Origin of the sequence: Mycobacterium sp. (assembly GCF_035274705.1) — a bacterium.
Classification (GTDB): domain Bacteria; phylum Actinomycetota; class Actinomycetes; order Mycobacteriales; family Mycobacteriaceae; genus Mycobacterium.
The window spans coordinates 17,578-37,220 of record NZ_DATENY010000129.1 but is presented as its reverse complement, the minus strand read 5'-3'; the positions used below and the strand labels follow the sequence as shown (position 1 = coordinate 37,220).

Sequence of the window (19,643 nt, the reverse complement as noted above, 5' to 3'; positions counted from 1 at the left end):
GCAAACGTCCGCAGAGAAGGACTCTGAAGTCACTATCAAGGACAAGCCGAAGCCGTTGACCAACGTCGTGCGCGACAGCGAGAAGGCCGTCCCGCAGCAAGCCGGCGAGCAGAAGACATCTGGCGGCGAATCGGAAACCGTTGGGACAACAAGCACTTCGACCGCCACGCCCACGCCAAAGCCAAAGCCGACGACGGAGAACACCCCATCCACTGAGTCGTCCACCGGCACTGCAGGCACCGGCGGGCAGACGGGTAACGACACGACCGGCGCCGCCGCGTAACAAGCCGATAAGTCTGTGCGCGACTGGATTTGGGATGTGTTGCGCGTCCCCGCCGCACGCGTCGGCTCCTGGCTGGACTCGGAGACCCGTAACATCGGCGTCGTAGTCGCCGATCCACGCGAGGGCCTGGACGAGATCAGGCGCACCGTGGACGAAGCGCTGCCCGGGGCGTCGGGCGGTCTACTACCGGTATCTGTTGCGGTGGGCCAAAACCTAACCTACCGGGGAAGTTTCGACTCGATCTTGGCGGCGATGTCGGTGGCTTGCGTAACGGCGGCTTGCTGCTGCGGCTTGCATGCTTGAATATCGAGGATCAGGTTGGCCGCGAGCGCCAGCGCCCGCTGGCACGACTTGGTCTGGTCACCACTGGTCCGCGTATACGGCATCGCAAGCAGGTTGTCGGTCTTCATCAAATCGCCACTGTGCCACTTCGGCAACATCTGGCCATTGAGTTGGATATTCACGTTGTGGTTCGTGCATTTCGACCATCGGTCTGCAGACTCGGTGAAGAATCCCCGCGCTCCATCGGCCGTGCGGTACGACACAACCGATTGCACGACAAGCGAGTCCCATTCGTCGTTGTCCGGCACCCGAAGCATCTGCTGGCGAACGGACTTCCAGTGACTGGACTCGTAGATCGGTGCTTCGTTGACCTGCCAGACGCCCAGGCAATCCAGGTTCGGCAGAAGATTGCGGTGATCGCCCATCTGCGTGGCAGGCGGATGCGGTGTCATCCCGCTGGTCCCCATGATGGCGTTGATGTCGTCGGCGCTCAGGAGCAATCCAGTGAGCGCGGAGTCCGGCACCAGCTTCTGTGGTTCTGATGCGTTCGACGCGGCTCCACCCCCGCAGCCGGTAACCACGGCGCTGAGCGCCACCACCCCAATAAGAAAGTGCTTCACCGGAATCAGGCGTGCGTGCCGGCTGCGGCGCACGCCACTTGGACCTTGGTTGCGTTGTCGTTCATCTCATTCGCCGTGCTGTTCAAGCTGTCGCCCGGAATGCGCAGACCCATCTTGACGAGCAGCTTGGTTGCGCCCATCGACCAAGTCCGCATCGGATCGGCGATATCCGGCGGCAATCCTGGCGTATTCGCGGTGCTCATCGCGAGTGCGGCGGATTCGCGCAGCGCGGTCCGGCCCACCGAGTTGCTGCTAGTGACAGCGGGGTCTGAATAGTCGGAGCCTTCGAAAGAGTCGGCGAAATCCCCGTAATAGGCGGATGAGCCGTCGAGCACCTGGGCGAACTGAGCGCAGGCCGCCAGCGCGGCGGGATCGGCGTTGTCCGCAGTCGGCCCGGGGGCCACCTGCACCACCACCGGGCCCGGTGACGACCCATCGACGGTGACATCGTCCGCTGAGGCGGTCGGAATGACCGTCATTCCGATGGCGAACGCGATGACAGATGTAGCCAGCGCTCGCTCACATACGTGAGATGAACTCAACGTTTCCTCCAAGGTAGTCGGTCTCGCAGGGTTAGCTGGTTGGTTTTGCTCCACCTGCCGGCACGCATTGCCGGCAGCCAAACCCACGTCGACGAGCCCCGTCCAGTCTCGAGGGCAGTAACTCGAACTACGGTCGATTGACTAGGTGTCCGAAAGGTGAACACCTGCCAAACGTGTGATTTCCAATCGCCGTCCATTGGCTGTCCTGCGGCTGTGGATTTGATTGAGACCGCTTAAGCCGCGGATGAGACTGCAGCCCAGAGACGCTTACTCGATGGAAATCAGGCGCCAGTTGTTTCCAGTCCGTTCACCGTTTGGCAACTCCACCATTAGAGGCTCCCTCGCGACAGATCCGTTGGATCCTCTTGGATTCCGACCCCCCACGAGAGGCGTCTTGACACCCATGTTGAATCGTTTTGCCGCAGTGGCTGCTTGCATGCTGGTCCCGGTCGGGACTGCGCCCCTCGCGTTGGCCGACCCCCCGCCACCGCCGGATCCGGCGATTGTGCCCGTCACCAGCCCGCTCCCGCCCGAGGGCGCGGTGCCCTCGGCCCCTCCCGGAATCCTTGATACACCGGACGGCTGGCACCTCGAGGTCGTTGGTAGCAATGAGACCCAGCTGCCGGTGGCGCCGCTGACCACCGCCATCTCCTCACGCGAATACCTCGTGGCCGGCACCTTCACGGGCAAGATCACCGGCGGCGGCAAGACCAAGCTGACCGGCGGTTCGTTCGAGGCCGGCGAGCAGATCGGTTGCGGCATCATCTCCGACGAAGTCGAGATCAACCCCGGCGCCAGCTTCACGCCCGGCATTAACATTCCGTTCACCAATGGCACCGCCGGTTTCGGCGTCAGCCTGCAGGGCAAGGTTTACCTGAAGCCCGGCACGGTGACGACGGTTGCCATCGACAAGAAGAAGTTCAAGGGCACCACGACCCGCATCACGATCACCGGCGTCCGCATCAAGACCGACCAGTGCGCCGGCCAGTCGTTCATCCGCTCGTACGCAACCCTGACGAGCTCGACCGACAACACCGACGACGTCATCACCTACCTCGGCGTCACCAAGGCCGTCTGACCCCTGTCGAACTCGAACGGAAGAAAAACATGTTGAATCGTATTGCCGCATTGACTGCTTGCATGGTGATGCCGATCGCGACGGCACCCCTCGCGCTGGCTGACCCGGAAGACGGGCCTCCGCCGGACAACGGCGTGGTGGCTTCGGCCGAACCGGGGATCGTGACAACTCCAGATGGTTGGGTGTTGACGGTGGTGGCCAAGGACGAGACGCAGCTGCCGGTGGCACCGCTCACGACTGCGGTTTCGTCGCGCGAGTACCTCGTCGCCGGCACATTCACCGGAACGGTGACCGGCAAGGGCAAAACCAGTCTGAAGGGCGGGACGCTGGAGGCCGGCTATCAAATCGGGTGCGGCATCGAACTCGGTCAGGTCAGGCTCATCGGCCAAGCGGGCATCAGCACGTCCGGCTCATCGCTTACCGGCGGTATCGTGCCGACCGGCGTGTCGTTCCCGATCTCGGGAACGATTGAGATCCACGCCAAGCCCGGCACCGTGTCCACAGTCACCGTCGACAAAAAGGATTACAAGACCGCGCCTGTGCGTGTCACCCTGAAGGACACCCACATCAAGGTCGACGGCTGCGTCGGTCAGTCGTTCCTGAGGTCGTACGCGACGCTGACAAGCGCGACCGAAGACACCGACGACGTGGTGGCGTACTACGGCGTCACCAAGGCCGTCTGAGTCGAGCACCGATCACTAAGGGAGAGAAGACCATTCGCCATGATTGATCGAGATCGCATAGTCCTCGCTAAGAATGCGGTCGCGAACGTTGCGGCAGTAGGTTTGGTCGCCTTCGGAGCGGCGGTCGCCTTCGCGGCGACCGCCGCTGCCGACCCTCCACCACCTGACCCGATTCCCCTGCCGGGGGAACCCGCGCCTCCACCTCCCCCCGGTCCAACGGTGCCAGTGGTCGGCGCGCCGCTCGGGCCGAACGGGCTCAATGTGCTGGCGCAGAACGGGCTACCGCCCGCCGATGTCCCGGGCGCACTCGGCGCCCCGCCGGTCGTCGGTCTTGACCAGGCGACCGTTCTCGGCCAGAACCCGTTGCCCGCGATACCGGGCGCCAATCCGGGCACTCCGCCGAATCTCAATCCGTTCAACAACGGATACGGGCTGGGCCAAAACCTGAAACCCTCGGCACCCGGCCAGGGCGAGCAGTTTGACGTCGCTCCGGGCGACGAGAACGCGGATGTGAGCCGTCGGGAGTGGTTCGGCCGGTACATCGACATGTACCGCGCAGGCATGCTCAAGGGCGGGCTGCTGGGCCAGATGCCACAACAACAGCTCGGTGAGCCGCTGCCAGGTACCGCGCCGCTGCCCGGGACCAACGTTCCGCCCGGGCTGGGTCAATTCCTGCCCGACCCGGCGGACGCGCCGCCCCCGCCCGCGCCGGGTGCGCCTCCACTGGTGCCGCCTCCGCCTGCAGGCTGACTTTCGCCAATACCCCAATACGCCTGTGCGCGACCGTCTTTGGTCCGCTCGGTGACTTGACGATCGCCGGCTCGACGGTGGTGTCTGTTTTCCGCCAGCATCATGGGCGGTCACCTTCCTACCGTCGGTGACATGCAAACCGACGTTATCTCGGACGCTCGTGTCGAGATCCTACGAACCCCGGTCGTATCGTTCATGGCGCTGGCGGCCGCGCTGGGCACCTCCAGCATCTATCCGCTGCAGCCAGCGATCGCGGACGTCGCCGGCTCCCTGCATGCCTCGATCGCAACGATTGGTGTGGCCCTGGCATGTGGACCACTCGGGTATCTGTTGGGACTCGCCCTGCTCGTCCCGCTCGTTGACCGGTTTCCGCCAAGGCGAGTGCTGGCAACACAATTCGGTGCGCTCGCCGTCGGGTTGGCCGTCAGTGCTGTCGCCGGCACATCATGGATGCTCGGCCTCACCACTGGTCTGATCGGCGCCGGATCATCGGTCGGCGCGCAATTCAGTTCGATCGCAGGACGTTTCGCGAACCCTCAGCGGCGTGCCACGATCCTGGGGCTTGTTACGGCGGGAATCTCGGCGGGCATCCTGGCGGGGCGGATCGTCGGCGGCTGGCTCGACGACGAGATCGGCTGGCGTGGAACCCTTCTCGCCTTGGCCAGCGCATGTGCCACAGTGGCGGTGTTGGCCTTCTTGGTGCTGCCAGGCACGGCCGGGAGCGCCACCACGGGCTACCTCGCGACGCTTCGCGGGCTCCCAGGTCTGTTTGTCCGGTTTCATGCGCTTCGGCTCGCGGCTGCGCGTGGAGCGCTTTGGTTCTTCGCGTTTTGCGCCGTCTGGGCGGGTCTTGCGGTCGCGCTGTCGCAGCCGCCGTTTTCGTATTCGTCCGAGCGCATTGGCCTGTTCGCATTTGCCGGGCTGCTGGGTATTGCCGCGACCCGCGTCGCCGGCTCGTGGACGGATAGGGTCGGAGCGCGCAAAGTGGTCCTAGCCGGACTTGTCGTCTCGCTCGCCGCCGCAGCGACGCTCGGCGCCTGGCTGTCCAACACCGCCCTCACCCTGATCAGCCTTGGGCTCTTCGATGCCGGTCTGTTCGCCGCTCAAGTAGCGAACCAGAGCACCGTTCTGGCGATCGACCCTGCCGCGCCTGCCCGGTTCAACAGCGCCTACATGTTCATCTACTTCGTCGGCGGCGGCCTCGGCGCCGCATTCGGTGCGGCCGCGGTCGGATGGTTCGGTTGGCCCACCACTACCGGTGTGACCGCCGGCGCTATTGCGCTTGCCATCATCATCACCACTATCGCTGGCCGTAGACCGGGTCATTAGGCTGAGGCCGTGCCCGATCCAGTACTGGTCCAAGTCGACGATCACGTCGCGCTCATCACGGTCAACGATCCCGAGCGGCGCAATGCCGTCACCGCTCAGATTTCGGCCGCCCTGCGCGCCGCCGTCGACGCCGCCGAAGCCAACCCCGATGTGCACGCGCTGATCGTGACCGGCGCAGGCAAGGCGTTCTGCGCGGGCGCCGATCTGACCGCACTCGGCGCCGCTACCGAGGACGGGCTGCGAGTTATCTACGACGGTTTCCTTGCGGTGGCCAACTGCGCGCTGCCGACGATCGCGGCGGTCAACGGAGCTGCCGTCGGCGCCGGGTTGAACCTCGCGCTGGCCGCCGACGTCCGAATCGCCGGTCCCGCAGCACTTTTCGATCCCCGATTCCAGAAGCTGGGTATTCATCCCGGCGGTGGTGCGACGTGGATGTTGCAGCGCGCGGTCGGCCCACAAGCCGCCCGCGCCTCACTGCTGTTCGGCATGCGCTTCGACGCCGAAGCCGCCGTGCGGTACGGGCTTGCGCTCAAGATCGCCGATGATCCAGTGGCCGCCGCGCGTGAACTGGCCGCCGGCCCGGCCGCCGCGCCGCGCGACGTCGTCATCGCCACCAAGGCGTCCATGCGCGCGACCGCCAACCCGGGCGTCATCGACACCGAACAGCACCAGATCGCCGTCGACACCGAGATCGGCCCCCAGGCCGACTCGATCACCTCACCCGAGTTCGCCCAGAGACTCGCCGCTGCACAGCGAAAGTGACCCGGAATGTCCTGAATACGGCATAAGCTCCAAGGTCATTGCCCGCATCAGGAGGGGAGCGTCAAATGAAGAAGCTGGCAGCAGTGCTGATCACGGCCGCGGGGATGGCCGCAGTTCCGGTGGTCATCGCACCGGCAGCCAACGCCGATGTGTGCGCGGCCGGTGGCGGGCGCCATTTCTCGGTCGGTGGGTGCACCAACATCGCCGGTGACGCCGCGGCGGCGGCCATCGTGTCGTCCCACACGGCGTACTACCCCGGCGAAATACCGTGCTACACGGAAGAGGGCGTGCCGTACTTCACGCCTGACGGCGACCCCTGTTGATCACAGATCCATCAGCGCCAGCCCCGGCGCCTCGATGAGATCGCGCAACTCGCTCAGGAACGCCGCCGCCTGAGCGCCATCGACGATGCGATGGTCGAAGGCACACGTCAACGACATAGTGGGCCGCGCGACCACCTGACCGTCGACGACGACAGGCCGCGGCTTCAGTGAACCCATTCCGAGAATGGCCGCTTCCGGGTAGTTGATCACCGGAACGCCGTCGTCCAACCCCAGCGCGCCGAAGTTCGACACCGTGAACGTCGAGCCCTGCAATTCGGACGGCTTGAGGGTGCCGGCCCGTGCATCGCCGATGAGCCGGGACACCACGTCGGCCAGTTCCCGTGTGGTCTTGTCTTGCGCATCGCTGACGACGGGTACCAGTAGGCCACGTGGTGCCGCTACGCCAAAGCCCATATGGACCGCCGCGTGCAGGTGGATCTGCGGGCCGTCTGTGGTCTCGACCCAAGTCGAGTTCAGGTTCGGATGATGGCGCAACGCGATCGCCAACAGCCGCAGTGTCAGCACGAACGGCGTGATCGCCAACTCATCGCCTGAGGCGTCACGCATCCGGTCACGCAACGCCAACAACCCTGTGCAGTCGACTTGGATGCTCGCATGCGCGTCCGGTATTTCCCTGCGCGAGAGGGTCATTCGATGTGCCATCTCGGCCTGCACACCGCGCACCCTCGCCATGTCGGGACTCGGCGCCGTCCTGCCCGCCGCAGCGAGGACATCCTCGCGCGTGATGATTCCATCCGCACCCGACCCCGCCACACGCGACAGGTCCACATTCAGCTCGGCGGCGAGCTTCCGCACCGGCGGCTTGGCGCGCGGGCGTGCACCGACGGATCCCCGCCTGCTGCTGTCCATCTCGTCGTCCGCGCCATAGCCAACCAGTACCGGCTTGCGCTTAGGGCTGCCGTTCTGTGACGGAGCAGTCTCGGCCTCGGAGGTGGCAATGCGCACCAGAACGGCGGCGACATCGAGCGTCTCCCCTTCGGCGCCACCGAGTTCGACGATGCGACCGCCGTACGGACTGGGTATCTCGACCTCGGCCTTGTTCGTTTCGACCGTGCACAGCGTCTGGTTCAACTCGACCTCGTCGCCAACCGCGACGCTCCAACTGGTGATGGTCGCGTCCTCGAGGCCTTCACCCAAGTCAGGGACGAGAAACTCCCGTACGGCGCTCATGGCTGTTCCATCACCCGCTCGACGCAGTCCAGCAGCCGGTCCGGGCCGGGCAGCCACAACTTCTCCAGCCGTGCCGGCGGATATGGCGTGTCAAAACCGGTGGCACGCAACACCGGCGCCTCCAGGTCGTAGAACAGCTCCTCCTGTATGCGCGCGGCCAGCTCCGCGCCGAAGCCCAATGTCCGCGGGCCCTCGTGCATCACCACGGCACGTCCGGTTCTTCGCACGGACTCCGCGACGGTGTCGAAATCGAGCGGGTTCAACGACCGCAGGTCGACGACTTCGAGGCTCCAGCGATCAGCGGCCAACTGCGCAGCGCTCAGAGCGGTTGCGACGAGCGGGCCGTACGTCAGCACCGTGACGTCCTCGCCGGGGCGTCTGATCGCCGCCCGCCCGATCGGCAGCGCCGGCGTGTGGGTGTCGACGGGTTCCTTCGCCCAGTACCGGCGCTTGGGTTCGAGGTAGAGCACCGGATCGCGGCTTGTGATTGATTGCCGCAGCAGCCAATACGCGTCAGACGGCGTCGACGGCACCACCACTTTCAGCCCCGCGGTGTGCAGCCAGTAGCTTTCCGTGGACTCCGAATGATGCTCCACCGCACCAATCCCGCCGAACGACGGAATGCGAATTGTGACCGGCATGTCCACGTCGCCGCGGGTACGCATGCGGTACTTCGCCAAGTGGCTGACCACCTGATCGAATGCCGGGGCGGAGAAGCCGTCGAACTGGATTTCAGGAACGGGCACAAACCCGCGAATTGCGAAGCCGATCGCGATGCCGACGATCGCCGACTCTGCCAGTGGCGTGTCGAAACATCGTTGGTCACTGAAGGTTTCGGCCAGGCCCTCGGTCACCCGGAACACGCCGCCGAGCTTGGCGACGTCTTCACCGAACACCAGCACTCGCTCGTCGGCAGCCATCGCGTCGTGCAGCGCTCGGTTGATCGCCTGCACCATGGTCAACGTCGGCGCCGTTGGTACAGCCGTCAACATCGGCCCGCGCGGCTCCGGCGCATCGTCGCCGTGCATCGGGGGTCGTTCGATGATCTGCGTCATGTCAGGCCTCCTTCGCCAATTCGGCCAGCAGCTGTTGACGCTGATCCGCTAGTGTCGGGGTGATGTCGTGGTAGACGGTGTCGAACATCTCGGTGATGTCGATGTCTTCGCCGCCGACGATCGACCCACGCAGCTCGCTACGTATGCGCTTCGACCTGGCGGCAACCCTCTCCTCCAAACGCTCCGTCCAAACACCGACGGACTGTAGATAGTTGCGGTACCGCGTAATTGGGTCGAGCGCTATCCAGCGATCCACCTCCTCCTGTGAGCGATACCGGGTCGGGTCATCTGACGTCGTGTGCGGACCAACCCGATAGGTGATGGCTTCGATCAGCGTCGGACCGCCGCCCTCGCGTGCCCGCTCGGCGGCCTCGGTCATCACCGCGTAGCAGGCGAGCACGTCGTTGCCATCGACCCGGATGCCGGGCATCCCATAGCCGATCGCCCGGTGTGCGATCGACGGGCCGGCCATCTGATGGGCGACGGGCACCGAGATCGCCCACTGATTGTTCTGGATGAAGAACACGCAGGGCGCCTTGTACACCGAGGCGAGGTTGAACGCCTCATGCGCGTCGCCCTCGCTGGTGGCGCCGTCGCCGAGGAATGCCACGGTCACCGAATCCTCGCCCAGTCGTTGCGCGGCCATTGCCGCTCCGACCGCGTGCAAGCCGTGCGTGCCGATCGGAATGGCGATCGGTGCGACACACTTCTTGGTGAATTCGAGACCGCCGTGCCACTTGCCACGCCAGACAGCGCCCATCTGCCCCGGCGTGATGCCACGCAGCAGGAACGCGCCGATCTCTCGGTATTGCGGAAACAGCCAGTCGGTCTTGCGCAGGCACGCCGCCGCCCCGATCTGGGCGGCCTCTTGGCCCCGGCAGGACGCGAACAGTGCGAGTTCACCCTGCCGCTGCAGGTTGACGAGCTCAATGTCGAGGTCGCGCGTGACGACCATCATCTCGTATAGCCAGCTCAGCGTCTCGGGTGGAAGATCCCGGCTGTAGCGGCTCTCAGACGTCGGTGTCCCGTCGGGGGCGACAAGTTGGATCGGCTCCAAGTCGACGGCCACCGGCGCGGGCGCCGTAGATGCCACCGGCGCGGGCGCCGCAGATGCCACCGGCGCGGGCGCCGCAGATACCTCAGCCATACCGCCTCCTTTTCGGTGACGGCATGTTCCGCCGTCAGACCGCGAGGTGCTCAGCGCGGAGGCGGTCAGAGCAAAACCCCTGGTGAGGGGCTGTCAGCTAGCCACCGGGGTGGGGTGCTAGCTCGACGATGCGCTCTGCTCGCCGCAGCACTGGGGCACTTCCCATTATGCGCTCGGATCGAGCGACGCCCCGCTCATCGCGGGCCGCGGCGAGGACGTGTTGTTGACGGATCCGGATCTGCTGGGTGCGTTCGTCGGGTGCGGCGAGGCGCGTGGAGGCGGGCAGGTGGTACAACGCTCGTTGTTGGCGACGGCCGGGTTGCCGTTCAGCTTGCCCGTCTCTGAGCGACAAGATATTGCTTTCACTGCAGGTCAGCGTGTTGTCGCTCCGAGCCGGGCACGAACCAGCGGCTTCTAGTCGCCATCCTTCGGTGCGAGCGCAACGATGCGTTCCGCGCGCCGAAGCACGGGAGCGTCGACCATCTGGCCGTCGTACTGGAATACGCCCCGTTCGCGAGCCGCCGTCTCCAACACGGCTCGCGCCCATTCCACCTGTTCGGGCGTCGGCGCGTAGCCGGCTCGAATAACGGCGACCTGCGACGGATGAATGGCGACCTTGGCGTCGAAGCCGACCGCCACTGCGTCATCGACCTCGCCGCGTAGACCGTCGAGGTTCTTGATGTCCAGATACACCGAATCCAGCGCCATCCGCCCCTGCGCCTTGGCGGCCAACAGTGTCTGCGATCGCACATGCTGGGCCACTTCGCGATAGGACCCGTCCGGATACCGGTTGGCCGTACCACCCAGCACCGCGAACAAGTCCTCGGCACCCCACATCAAGGCCATGGCGTTGTCCATGCGTGCCAATTCGGCCACGGCCAGCGCGCCCAATGGCGTTTCGATGAGCACCACCACGTCCAGTGGTGCGAGGTCGCGTATCTGTTGTGGGTCTTCGGTTTTCGCGAGCATGACGGTGGTGTACGAGGTGCGCGATAGCGCCTCCAGGTCCAGTTGATGGTCCGCCGTCGCGCTCGGATTAATACGGACCACTGTGCGGTCCGGGTCAAGCGGCGTCTCGATCAATGCGGTGCGGGCCGCTTCCCTGTCCTTGGCCGCGACACCGTCCTCGAGGTCGAGGATCACGACATCGGCGGCAGCAGCGGCCTTTGCGAACCGCTCAGGGCGGTCGGCCGGGCAGAACAGCCATGCCGGCCCCGTCTGCTTGAGCGCCATTACTTCTCTCCGCCGGGACGCTTGCGCACCATGGTCTTTCGGACGGCTGTGGCAACCACGTCACCGTGCTGGTTCCGCGCCGTGTGCGCGAGCGTGACGACGCCTTCGCCGGGCCGGCTCTTGGATTCGCGCTTTTCGGTCACCAGCGTCTCGGCGTACAACGTGTCGCCGTGGAAGAGCGGTTTGGGAAACGCGATTTCGGAAAAGCCTAGGTTTGCCACGATGGTGCCCTGAGTCAGCTGCGCGACCGATAACCCCACCAAGGTCGACAGGGTGAACATCGAATTGACCAGCCGCGCATGAAAAGGCGGCAACGCATCGGCGAACGCCGCGTCCAGGTGCAGCGCTTGGGTGTTCATCGTCAACGTCGTGAACAACACGTTGTCGGTCTCGGTGATCGTGCGGCCGGGGCGGTGCAGATACGTGGTACCGGGTTCGAACTCCTCGAACCACAGGCCACGCTGTTCGACGACGGGTCCGTCGGTCACAGGCCGGCCTGCCGGGCGATGAGCATCAACTGCACCTCCGTTGTCCCCTCCCCGATCTCGAGGATCTTGCTGTCGCGGTAGTGGCGCGCCACAGTGAACTCGTTCATGAAACCGTAGCCGCCGAAGATCTGGGTAGCGTCACGGGCGTTGTCCATCGCGGCCTCGCTGGCCACCAGTTTGGCGATCGCGGCCTGCTTCTTGAACGGCTTGCCGGACAACATCAGCGCCGCCGCGTCGTAGTAGGCCGTGCGCGCGGTGTGGGCGCGGGCCTCCATACGCGCGATCTTGAACGCGATGGCCTGGTTGGAACCGATGGCCTGACCGAACGCCGTGCGCTCCTTGGCGTATTTGATGCTCTCGTCGACGCAGCCCTGCGCGGCGCCGACCGACAGTGCGGCGATCGCGATGCGTCCCTCGTCGAGGATGCGCAGGAAGTTGGCGTAGCCGCGGCCGCGCTCGCCGAGCAGGTTCTCGGCAGGTACCCGCACGTCGTCGAAGCTCAAGGGATGAGTATCCGACGCGTTCCAGCCGACCTTGTTGTACGCGGGTTCTGCCGTGAATCCCGGTGTGGGAACGGGCACCAGGATCGACGAGATCTCCTTGCCGCCGTCCTCGCGTTCACCGGTGACGGCGGTGACCGTGACGAGCTTGGTGATGTCGGTGCCGGAGTTTGTGATGAACTGCTTGCTGCCATTAATGACCCACGTTGATCCATCCATCTTGGCAGTGGTCTTGGTCGCCCCGGCGTCGGTGCCGCCGCCCGGTTCGGTGAGGCCGAACGCGCCGAGTGCCTTGCCGCTGGCCAACAGTGGCAGCCACTCCTGTTTCTGCGCCTCGTTTCCGAAGCGGTACACCGGCATCGCGCCCAACGAGACGCCGGCCTCCAACGTGATCGCCACGCTCTGGTCGACCTTGCCGAGTTCCTCGAGCGCCAGGCACAACGCGAAGTAGTCGCCGCCCATCCCGCCGTACTCCTCGGGGAACGGCAGCCCGAACAGGCCCATGTCGGCCATACCGGACACCACCTCGTACGGGAAGGAGTGCTCCTCGTCGTGCTTGGCCGCCACGGGTGCCACCACGCTCTGGGCGAAGTCGCGCACCGTCTTGGCGAGCTGCTCGTAGTCGTCGGGCAGCATCCCGGTGGCAAGAAAGTCAGTCATGTGCTTCTTCTTTCGTGATGATTCTGGCCAGTGGCTGGCCCACCTTGACCTGGTCGCCCACGGCGACGAGTAGTTCGACCACGCCGTCAACCGGCGCGGCCAGCGCGTGTTCCATCTTCATGGCCTCGACGGTGGCCACGACGGTGCCTGCCTCGACGCGCTCGCCGTCCGCGACTCCAACGGCGACAACCGAACCGGGCATCGGACTGGTGAGCTCGGCGTCGCCGCTGTGCTCCTCGTCGGGCCGGACCGGCGCTTCCCGCACTTCCTCGACCACTGCCGTACGGCCGCGGCCGGAAAGCCAGATCTGACCGTCGGTGACCGCGACGAGGTACTCGGTGCGCACTCCGTCCAGAATGAGCGCCAACCGGTCACCGTCGAGAGTCGCTGCGACGGAATGCGATTCGCCGTGCTCAACCAGCGCGGTGGCGTCGGTCGGTGCGCCGGTGAAGTAGACGTGGTCGGTGCGCTCACCTGCGTGCAAGCGGAACGTCGTCGGCGCACGCTCCCCCATCCGCCATCCCGACGGCACCTCCCACAGGTCACCGACCGGTGCGGGCCAGGCGCGCAGCCATTTGTGGGCCGCGGCGGCGATCAACTCGTCGTCGCCGTGCTGAGCCGGAAGGTAGTCGGGTGTCCGGCGGTCCAGCAGTCCGGTGTCCAGGCGGCCGGCGACGACGTCGGAGTCGGCGAGCAGGAAGCGCAGGAACTCGATGTTGGTGGTGACCCCGAGGACGGCGGTGTCGGCCAATGCTCGGTCCAGCGCGCGCAATGCACCCGCGCGGTCACCGGAGTGGGCGATGACCTTGGCGAGCATCGGGTCGTAATCACTACCGACCACCGTGCCGCGGGCCAAGCCGGAATCCACACGGACGCCAGGTCCTTCGGGCTCGGCGAGGTCGAGCACCTGGCCGCCGGTGGGCAGGAACCCACGCGCCGGGTCCTCGGCGTACACGCGGGCCTCGATGGCGTGCCCGGTCATGGTGATGTCGTCCTGAGCGATCGGCAGCTTCTCGCCCGCCGCGATCCGCACCTGCTGTTCGACCAAGTCGATGCCGGTGACCATTTCGGTGACCGGGTGCTCGACCTGAAGGCGCGTGTTCATCTCCATGAAGAAGAACTCGTCGGGCCGGTCGGCCGAGACGATGAATTCGACGGTGCCCGCGCCGGTGTAGTCCACGCTACGGGCGGTGTCACAGGCAGCCGCGCCGATACGCGCACGTGTCGCCTCGTCGAGCAGTGGCGACGGCGCTTCCTCGATGACCTTCTGGTGGCGCCGCTGCAGGCTGCATTCACGCTCGCCGAGGTGCACGACATTGCCGTACCCGTCGGCCAGGACCTGGACCTCAATGTGCCTGGGGTTCAACACGAACCGCTCGATGAACAGCGTGTCGTCACCAAACGCCGACGCCGCCTCGCGACGGGCGCTGGCCAGTGCGGCGGCCAACTCCGATGGTTGATGAACCACCCGCATGCCCTTGCCGCCGCCACCGGCTGACGGCTTGACCAGCACCGGATATCCGACCTCGTCGGCGCCGGCGATCAGATCGGCATCGGTGAGGCCGGGCCGGGAGACCCCGGGAACCACCGGCACGCCGAACGCCGATACCGCGGCCTTCGCGGCGATCTTGTCGCCCATCGTCTGGATCGCCGCGGCGGGGGGCCCGATGAACACGATGCCGGCGGCCTGCAGAGCTGCCGCGAATTCGGCGTTCTCCGACAGGAATCCGTATCCAGGATGAACGGCCTGCGCACCGGTGCGCTTCGCGGCCGCGACGACGGCGGCGATGTTGAGGTAGCTCTGCCGCGCCGGGGCGGGCCCGATGCCGACGGCGACATCAGCCTCGGCGACGTGGCGGGCGTCGACGTCGGCGTCGCTGAACACCGCGACCGACCGGATACCCATCGCGCGAAGCGTGCGAATGACGCGAACGGCGATCTCACCGCGGTTGGCAATCAGAACAGTGCGCAGTTCTTCCATACCCATTGCTTTCTACATCCGGAATACGCCGTAGGAGACCGACTCCAGCGGAGTCTGCCCGACAACCGAAAGCGCCAAACCGAGAACAGTCCTCGTGTCAGCCGGATCGATCACGCCGTCGTCCCAGATCCGGGCTGTCGAGTAGTAAGGGTTGCCCTGGTCCTCGTACTGCTGACGGATCGGGGCCTTGAATTTCTCTTCCTCTTCGGCTGTCATCTCGCCGCGAACGGTGGCGAGCACCGAGGCGGCCTGCTCACCGCCCATTACCGAGATACGCGCGTTGGGCCACATCCACAGGAAGCGTGGGGAATACGCTCGCCCGCACATCGAGTAGTTACCGGCGCCGTAGGAGCCGCCGATGACCACGGTCAGCTTCGGTACCCGCGCGCACGCGACCGCGGTCACCATCTTGGCCCCGTGCTTGGCGATGCCGCCTGCCTCATAGTCGCGGCCCACCATGAAGCCCGAGATGTTCTGCAGGAACAGCAGCGGCGTGCTCCGCTTGTCGCACAACTCGATGAAATGCGCGCCCTTCAAGGCGGATTCACCGAAGAGAACGCCGTTGTTCGCCACGATGCCGACAGGATGGCCGTGAATGCGGGCGAAACCGGTTACCAAGGTGCTGCCATATTCGGCCTTGAACTCGGCGAAGTCGCCGCCGTCGACAATCCGCGTGATGACCTCGTGCACGTCATAAGGTACGCGCGGATCGACCGGGACGACGTCGTAGAGCTCTGCCTGATCAGCGGGCGCGTCCACCGTCGGCGCAACCTCCCACGGCAGTTCTGTCCGTGGTCCCAGAGTGGCGACGATGCGCCGCACGATCCGCAGGGCATCACGGTCGTCATGGGCCAAATGGTCTGTGACGCCCGATGTTTTGGAATGCAGGTCTCCGCCGCCGAGCTCTTCGGCCGTCACCACCTCGCCGGTCGCGGCCTTCACCAGCGGCGGGCCGCCAAGGAAAATGGTGCCCTGGTTGCGGACGATCACCGCCTCGTCGCTCATCGCGGGCACGTACGCACCGCCTGCCGTGCACGACCCGAGCACGGCCGCGATCTGCGGGATGCCTTCAGCGGACAGGTTGGCCTGGTTGTAGAAGATGCGACCGAAGTGCTCGCGGTCGGGGAACACCTCGTCCTGCCGCGGCAGGAACGCGCCACCGGAGTCGACCAGATAGATGCACGGCAGCCGGTTCTGTCCAGCGATCTCCTGTGCGCGCAGGTGCTTCTTGACGGTAATCGGGTAGTAAGTGCCGCCCTTCACCGTCGCGTCGTTGGCCACGATCATGCATTCGCGGCCGGACACACGCCCGATGCCCGCGATCATTCCCGCGCCGGGGCATTCGTCGTCGTACATACCGTCGGCCGCCAGCGGCGCGAGTTCCAGGAAGGGGCTACCGGGGTCGAGCAGACCGTCCACGCGATCGCGCGGCAGCAGCTTGCCGCGGCTGACGTGGCGTTCGCGGGCGCGTTCAGGACCGCCGAGCGCCGCGGCGGCCAGCTTCGTGTGCAGCCGATCGACAAGCGCGAGGTGCTCGTCGCGGTGTGATGCGCGCGGTACCATCGGAAAACCCGTTCGTTTGAGTTAATGACGACTAACTCATGGTATGTTAGTCACGATTAACCGAAATGTCTACCAGCGGGTTGGAGGGAGCCGATGGTCGCCTCCACGCCTGCCACCACGCGTCGCAGCAGGGCGAAGTCGGATCGACGCAGCCAACTGATCGCCGCTGCCGAACGGCTGGTGGCCGAGCGCGGGTATCTGGCGGTGCGGCTGGAAGACATCGGCGCAGCGGTCGGTGTCAGTGGACCCGCTATTTATCGGCACTTCCCCAACAAGGAAGCGCTGTTGGTCGAGCTGTTGGTTGGGATCAGCACGCGGCTACTGGCCGGTGCCACCGATGTCGTTGCGCGCGCGACAGATCCGCCGAACGCGCTCGACGGGTTGATCGACTTCCACCTGGACTTCGCGCTTGGCGAATCCGACTTGATCCGGATCCAGGACCGCGATCTCGGCCACTTACCTCCGAGCGCCAAGCGTCAAGTCCGCAAGGCACAACGACAATATGTCGAGATCTGGGTCGACGTGCTGACACAGCTCGACGAGACGCTCAGTGAAGCCGATGCGCGGCTGATGGCGCACGCTACATTCGGGCTGTTGAACTCCACGCCGCACAGCGTGAAAGCCGGTGCCGCGAAGACGGCCGAGGCCGGTTCGCGAGCCGTCCTGCGAGCAATGACGGTCTCGGCACTGACCTCGGCCGGCCGCGGTGGCCGTTAAAGGATCTAGTACCACACTTTCCTGCCGCCGACGGGCCGCCCGACGGACCCGAGGATCCAGAAGACCGCGCCGATAACAAGCAGCACCACCCCGATGTAGGTGAGGATCGAAATCCCGAACACCAATCCCAGGATGAGCAAAATTGCTCCGAGGACAATCATTTCCACTCCATTTCTTCCGAGTTGTTGCCTGCCAGTTGCTTACTGACTTGGCTGGGGGACATTGCAGTTCGTCACCTTGGGGTTGACACCCGCGTAGTTGAGCGGACCTGCAACGACCGTCAGCGCGATGCTGCCTGCTGTGGCGCAATTGCTTTCGCCGTTTTTGAAGTAGTCGCGCTGATATGCGGCCAGCACCCCGATCAGCAACCAGACGAGCACAATGACGCCGAGAATTCCGCCACCTCGCATGCTTCGCCTCCATCCGTGTGGGCGCCGGCAACCGGCGCGCAGCAGCGGTTTACCCTGCGGATAATTTGTCCAAACCTCGCGACAGCGACGAAATGATCACGAAACAGGGTTTGCAGCGAACGCCGAGAGAAGCCACTCCGTCATGGCTTTGACCAGCACAGCGCGGTTTTCCCGCTTCACGATCTCGTGCCCGTCGTCGTCGAACGCAAGTAGCTCGACGCTGCGGCCCAGCGCACGCAAGGCGTCATACATTTGCTGCGACTCGCTGGGCGGGACGTTGGTGTCGTTGAGGCCATGCACCAGCAGCAGCGGTGCAGTCAGTGCATGCGCGCGCAACAGTGGCGACAACCGGTCGAGTAGTTCACGGTCTGAAATGGGGTGACCGTATTTCGGGTGAGCGGCAGCCGCGATCCACGGCTCGGTGTTGTGGTACCACGTGTTCAGATCGCTCATGCCGCAGATGCTGATTCCGGCGGCGAACAGTTGCGGATGAAAAGTCATCGCCGCCTGCGTCAGATAACCGCCGTACGACCATCCGCAACAGGCGACGCGGTCGGCCGCGACCAGACCGTTGTCGACAAGAAATCCGACGGCATCGGCGACGTCGTCGATCGCCGCGAAGCGCCTCTCTCTGTCGTCGGCATGCATGAACGAGCGGCCAAATCCACCCGAACCCCGCACGTTCGGCAAGAACACGGCGATGCCGGCCTGGAGCAGCGGCGGGAAGAACTCGTTGTAGCCCGGACGGCCCTGGCCTTCCGGCCCGCCGTGCAGAAAGAGCATGGCGCCGATCGTTTCGACACCTTCCGGTGGGCGGAACAACCAGCCGCTGAACTCCAGTCCATCGCGGGCGATCAGCCGCTCCAGCGTGGGATCGGCGGCGACGGGTCCGCTGCTGGGTTCCCGGTCGACTGGCTCCCATTCGCGAGTGCGCGGGTCCACCAGCTCGACCGTCGGCGGCATCGACGGGCCTTCCACCGTCATCGCCAACATCGACCCGCCTGCGCTTATGCTCAACTCACTTGCCACCATGCCGGGCAACGGGATCGGCTCGTGCAGCGTATTGTCGGCGTATTCAAGGATCTGTAATTCACTGGCGCCGTTGATGTTCCACAACATCGCCACGGTCGACACGTCGTCGCTGACGGTGAACTCGTCGAGTTCGTAGCCCGGACGCTCGGCGACGACGTGGTAGGACACTCCGTCCGGCGTGACGGTCACTTCGAGGAGGCGGGCGTGGTCGGCGCCGTTTTCGCTTCGGATCAGTGCGCGCACATACCCTTCGGTGCTGTTGAGGCCGTAGGTCTTGGCCGGCTGATACAGGTCGGTGAGTTCCCCTTCCAAGCCGGCCCGCAGGCGACGCGGGCTGTGGTCGTCGAGAATGATGCCAGCATCCGTGGTGGAGCCGGGATCGTATGGCAGCAAAGCGATTTCGGTAAGCCCACGGAGCATGATCAGGTCGCGATAGCCGCGCGGCCCGACACGGACCAACGACGCGCCGGCCCAGGCGTCGACGAGCCTGCCGCTCGAGCGACGGTCGAGCACCACCGTCGTGCCGTCGGCCGGATCGATCAGACACGAGCTGCCCACACCGTCCTCACCGGTGAGAATCGCGGCGACCTGGGTGCCGTCCCAGGCGATCAGTTCGGCAGTGCCTTCCAGCGCGCCCGCCGGCCAACGATCGATCCGCCTGGCGGCGCGGTCGTCGGGATCGGTTGTCACCACCCAGATCTGGCTACGCGTGCCGCCCTCCGGCGCGACCTCACACGCAAGCCAATGCCCATCAGCCGAATGGAGGACATGGGTGATGGGGCCTTCGACCGGCAGCTCGACGTCACGTGAGGAACTTGCTCGCCAACCGCGAAGGAAGCGCTGCACCGCCCGCGGGTAGCCACCGTCGTCGACAAGGTGGGCGAACGCGGTCGCATCCGGCGACATCGACGCGCCGTAGACCCGGCGTACCTGTTCTCCCATCGTGTCGATTCTGCACGGTCGATCACCGGCAGACGTCGTCGAACTCACATTGAGCCAGGTCGGTGCCGGTAA

General features: G+C 65.4%; 20 protein-coding genes and 2 pseudogenes. 8 read left to right on the top strand and 14 right to left on the bottom strand.

Going from position 1 to position 19,643, the window contains the following annotated elements:
* A pseudogene (locus tag VJV41_RS26785) lies at positions 1–283 on the top strand (hypothetical protein); the annotation flags it as partial.
* Between the two features lie 218 nt (positions 284–501).
* Here the strand turns inward: VJV41_RS26785 and VJV41_RS26775 are convergent.
* Both VJV41_RS26775 and VJV41_RS26770 read right to left on the bottom strand, forming a co-directional pair.
* Complete coding sequence (locus VJV41_RS26775; protein ID WP_325338926.1) at positions 502–1,218, bottom strand: sensor domain-containing protein; 717 nt, start codon at positions 1,216–1,218, stop codon at positions 502–504.
* The gene (locus VJV41_RS26770; protein ID WP_325338924.1) at positions 1,191–1,727 is read right to left on the bottom strand and encodes a hypothetical protein; all 537 of its coding nucleotides are present in this window, start codon (positions 1,725–1,727) and stop codon (positions 1,191–1,193) included. Before VJV41_RS26770 ends, VJV41_RS26775 begins: the two co-directional genes overlap by 28 nt.
* Positions 1,728–2,130: 403 nt before the next feature.
* Here VJV41_RS26770 and VJV41_RS26765 point away from each other — a divergent pair, with 403 nt between their 5' ends.
* The 6 genes from VJV41_RS26765 to VJV41_RS26740 all read left to right on the top strand — a co-directional run bounded on the left by VJV41_RS26765 (position 2,131) and on the right by VJV41_RS26740 (position 6,652).
* On the top strand, positions 2,131–2,805 hold the full coding sequence (locus tag VJV41_RS26765) for an MspA family porin (protein WP_414685064.1): 675 nt from the start codon (positions 2,131–2,133) through the stop codon (positions 2,803–2,805).
* A gap of 29 nt (positions 2,806–2,834) precedes the next feature.
* On the top strand, positions 2,835–3,488 hold the full coding sequence (locus tag VJV41_RS26760; RefSeq protein ID WP_325338920.1) for an MspA family porin: 654 nt from the start codon (positions 2,835–2,837) through the stop codon (positions 3,486–3,488).
* 39 nt (positions 3,489–3,527) lie between these two features.
* Positions 3,528–4,238, top strand: a complete 711-nt coding sequence (locus tag VJV41_RS26755; protein WP_325338918.1) for a hypothetical protein — start codon at positions 3,528–3,530, stop codon at positions 4,236–4,238.
* 132 nt (positions 4,239–4,370) lie between these two features.
* The gene (locus VJV41_RS26750) at positions 4,371–5,567 is read left to right on the top strand and encodes an MFS transporter (RefSeq protein ID WP_325338917.1); all 1,197 of its coding nucleotides are present in this window, start codon (positions 4,371–4,373) and stop codon (positions 5,565–5,567) included.
* Positions 5,568–5,576: 9 nt separating this feature from the next.
* Positions 5,577–6,329 (top strand): enoyl-CoA hydratase, encoded by a 753-nt coding sequence (locus VJV41_RS26745; RefSeq protein WP_325338915.1) that lies wholly within the window; start codon positions 5,577–5,579, stop codon positions 6,327–6,329.
* A gap of 65 nt (positions 6,330–6,394) precedes the next feature.
* Positions 6,395–6,652, top strand: coding sequence for a hypothetical protein (locus VJV41_RS26740; RefSeq protein ID WP_325338913.1), 258 nt, complete (start codon positions 6,395–6,397; stop codon positions 6,650–6,652).
* Here VJV41_RS26740 and VJV41_RS26735 read toward each other — a convergent pair whose 3' ends face one another.
* The 9 genes and pseudogenes from VJV41_RS26735 to VJV41_RS26695 all read right to left on the bottom strand — a co-directional run bounded on the left by VJV41_RS26735 (position 6,653) and on the right by VJV41_RS26695 (position 16,470).
* Positions 6,653–7,843 carry a dihydrolipoamide acetyltransferase family protein gene (locus VJV41_RS26735; RefSeq protein WP_325338911.1) on the bottom strand — a complete coding sequence of 397 codons (1,191 nt, stop codon included), beginning with the start codon at positions 7,841–7,843 and terminating at the stop codon, positions 6,653–6,655.
* The gene (locus VJV41_RS26730; protein WP_325338928.1) at positions 7,840–8,835 is read right to left on the bottom strand and encodes an alpha-ketoacid dehydrogenase subunit beta; all 996 of its coding nucleotides are present in this window, start codon (positions 8,833–8,835) and stop codon (positions 7,840–7,842) included. Before VJV41_RS26730 ends, VJV41_RS26735 begins: the two co-directional genes overlap by 4 nt.
* A gap of 64 nt (positions 8,836–8,899) precedes the next feature.
* A complete protein-coding gene (pdhA, locus tag VJV41_RS26725) occupies positions 8,900–10,045 on the bottom strand; it encodes a pyruvate dehydrogenase (acetyl-transferring) E1 component subunit alpha (protein ID WP_325338909.1) in 1,146 nt (381 codons plus the stop codon).
* 97 nt (positions 10,046–10,142) lie between these two features.
* Positions 10,143–10,268, bottom strand: a pseudogene (locus VJV41_RS26720) (CoA ester lyase); the annotation flags it as partial.
* A 191-nt stretch (positions 10,269–10,459) separates the two neighbouring features.
* The gene (locus VJV41_RS26715; protein WP_325338908.1) at positions 10,460–11,278 is read right to left on the bottom strand and encodes a CoA ester lyase; all 819 of its coding nucleotides are present in this window, start codon (positions 11,276–11,278) and stop codon (positions 10,460–10,462) included.
* Entirely contained in the window at positions 11,278–11,766 is a 489-nt protein-coding gene (locus VJV41_RS26710; protein ID WP_325338906.1) for a MaoC family dehydratase, read from the bottom strand. Before VJV41_RS26710 ends, VJV41_RS26715 begins: the two co-directional genes overlap by 1 nt.
* The gene (locus tag VJV41_RS26705) at positions 11,763–12,926 is read right to left on the bottom strand and encodes an acyl-CoA dehydrogenase family protein (RefSeq protein WP_325338904.1); all 1,164 of its coding nucleotides are present in this window, start codon (positions 12,924–12,926) and stop codon (positions 11,763–11,765) included. The genes VJV41_RS26710 and VJV41_RS26705 overlap by 4 nt, the downstream gene beginning before the upstream one ends.
* Positions 12,919–14,907 carry an acetyl-CoA carboxylase biotin carboxylase subunit gene (locus VJV41_RS26700; RefSeq protein WP_325338902.1) on the bottom strand — a complete coding sequence of 663 codons (1,989 nt, stop codon included), beginning with the start codon at positions 14,905–14,907 and terminating at the stop codon, positions 12,919–12,921. The genes VJV41_RS26705 and VJV41_RS26700 overlap by 8 nt, the downstream gene beginning before the upstream one ends.
* A 12-nt stretch (positions 14,908–14,919) precedes the next feature.
* Positions 14,920–16,470, bottom strand: a complete 1,551-nt coding sequence (locus VJV41_RS26695) for a carboxyl transferase domain-containing protein (protein ID WP_325338900.1) — start codon at positions 16,468–16,470, stop codon at positions 14,920–14,922.
* A gap of 93 nt (positions 16,471–16,563) precedes the next feature.
* On the opposite strand from VJV41_RS26695, the gene VJV41_RS26690 reads away from it, so the two are divergent.
* Positions 16,564–17,187: a TetR/AcrR family transcriptional regulator gene (locus VJV41_RS26690; protein WP_325338898.1), complete on the top strand. Its 624-nt coding sequence runs from the start codon at positions 16,564–16,566 to the stop codon at positions 17,185–17,187.
* Positions 17,188–17,192: 5 nt separating this feature from the next.
* Here VJV41_RS26690 and VJV41_RS26685 read toward each other — a convergent pair whose 3' ends face one another.
* The 3 genes from VJV41_RS26685 to VJV41_RS26675 all read right to left on the bottom strand — a co-directional run bounded on the left by VJV41_RS26685 (position 17,193) and on the right by VJV41_RS26675 (position 19,571).
* Positions 17,193–17,348: a hypothetical protein gene (locus tag VJV41_RS26685; RefSeq protein WP_165606493.1), complete on the bottom strand. Its 156-nt coding sequence runs from the start codon at positions 17,346–17,348 to the stop codon at positions 17,193–17,195.
* A gap of 39 nt (positions 17,349–17,387) precedes the next feature.
* Complete coding sequence (locus tag VJV41_RS26680; RefSeq protein WP_325338895.1) at positions 17,388–17,597, bottom strand: hypothetical protein; 210 nt, start codon at positions 17,595–17,597, stop codon at positions 17,388–17,390.
* Between the two features lie 96 nt (positions 17,598–17,693).
* Positions 17,694–19,571, bottom strand: a complete 1,878-nt coding sequence (locus tag VJV41_RS26675; protein ID WP_325338893.1) for an alpha/beta hydrolase family protein — start codon at positions 19,569–19,571, stop codon at positions 17,694–17,696.
* Between the last annotated feature and the right edge of the window lie 72 nt (positions 19,572–19,643).

What these genes read in the sequence shown, in the direction of transcription:
- VJV41_RS26765 (WP_414685064.1), top strand. Translation starts at nt 2,131, where the DNA reads ATGTTGAATCGTTTTGCCGCAGTGGCTGCTTGCATGCTGGTCCCGGTC.
- VJV41_RS26760 (WP_325338920.1), top strand. Translation starts at nt 2,835, where the DNA reads ATGTTGAATCGTATTGCCGCATTGACTGCTTGCATGGTGATGCCGATC.
- VJV41_RS26755 (WP_325338918.1), top strand. Translation starts at nt 3,528, where the DNA reads ATGATTGATCGAGATCGCATAGTCCTCGCTAAGAATGCGGTCGCGAAC.
- VJV41_RS26750 (WP_325338917.1), top strand. Translation starts at nt 4,371, where the DNA reads ATGCAAACCGACGTTATCTCGGACGCTCGTGTCGAGATCCTACGAACC.
- VJV41_RS26740 (WP_325338913.1), top strand. Translation starts at nt 6,395, where the DNA reads ATGAAGAAGCTGGCAGCAGTGCTGATCACGGCCGCGGGGATGGCCGCA.
- VJV41_RS26735 (WP_325338911.1), bottom strand. Translation starts at nt 7,843, where the DNA reads ATGAGCGCCGTACGGGAGTTTCTCGTCCCTGACTTGGGTGAAGGCCTC.
- VJV41_RS26730 (WP_325338928.1), bottom strand. Translation starts at nt 8,835, where the DNA reads ATGTTGACGGCTGTACCAACGGCGCCGACGTTGACCATGGTGCAGGCG.
- pdhA (WP_325338909.1), bottom strand. Translation starts at nt 10,045, where the DNA reads ATGGCTGAGGTATCTGCGGCGCCCGCGCCGGTGGCATCTGCGGCGCCC.
- VJV41_RS26715 (WP_325338908.1), bottom strand. Translation starts at nt 11,278, where the DNA reads ATGGCGCTCAAGCAGACGGGGCCGGCATGGCTGTTCTGCCCGGCCGAC.
- VJV41_RS26705 (WP_325338904.1), bottom strand. Translation starts at nt 12,926, where the DNA reads ATGACTGACTTTCTTGCCACCGGGATGCTGCCCGACGACTACGAGCAG.
- VJV41_RS26700 (WP_325338902.1), bottom strand. Translation starts at nt 14,907, where the DNA reads ATGGAAGAACTGCGCACTGTTCTGATTGCCAACCGCGGTGAGATCGCC.
- VJV41_RS26695 (WP_325338900.1), bottom strand. Translation starts at nt 16,470, where the DNA reads ATGGTACCGCGCGCATCACACCGCGACGAGCACCTCGCGCTTGTCGAT.
- VJV41_RS26690 (WP_325338898.1), top strand. Translation starts at nt 16,564, where the DNA reads ATGGTCGCCTCCACGCCTGCCACCACGCGTCGCAGCAGGGCGAAGTCG.
- VJV41_RS26685 (WP_165606493.1), bottom strand. Translation starts at nt 17,348, where the DNA reads ATGATTGTCCTCGGAGCAATTTTGCTCATCCTGGGATTGGTGTTCGGG.
- VJV41_RS26680 (WP_325338895.1), bottom strand. Translation starts at nt 17,597, where the DNA reads ATGCGAGGTGGCGGAATTCTCGGCGTCATTGTGCTCGTCTGGTTGCTG.
- VJV41_RS26675 (WP_325338893.1), bottom strand. Translation starts at nt 19,571, where the DNA reads ATGGGAGAACAGGTACGCCGGGTCTACGGCGCGTCGATGTCGCCGGAT.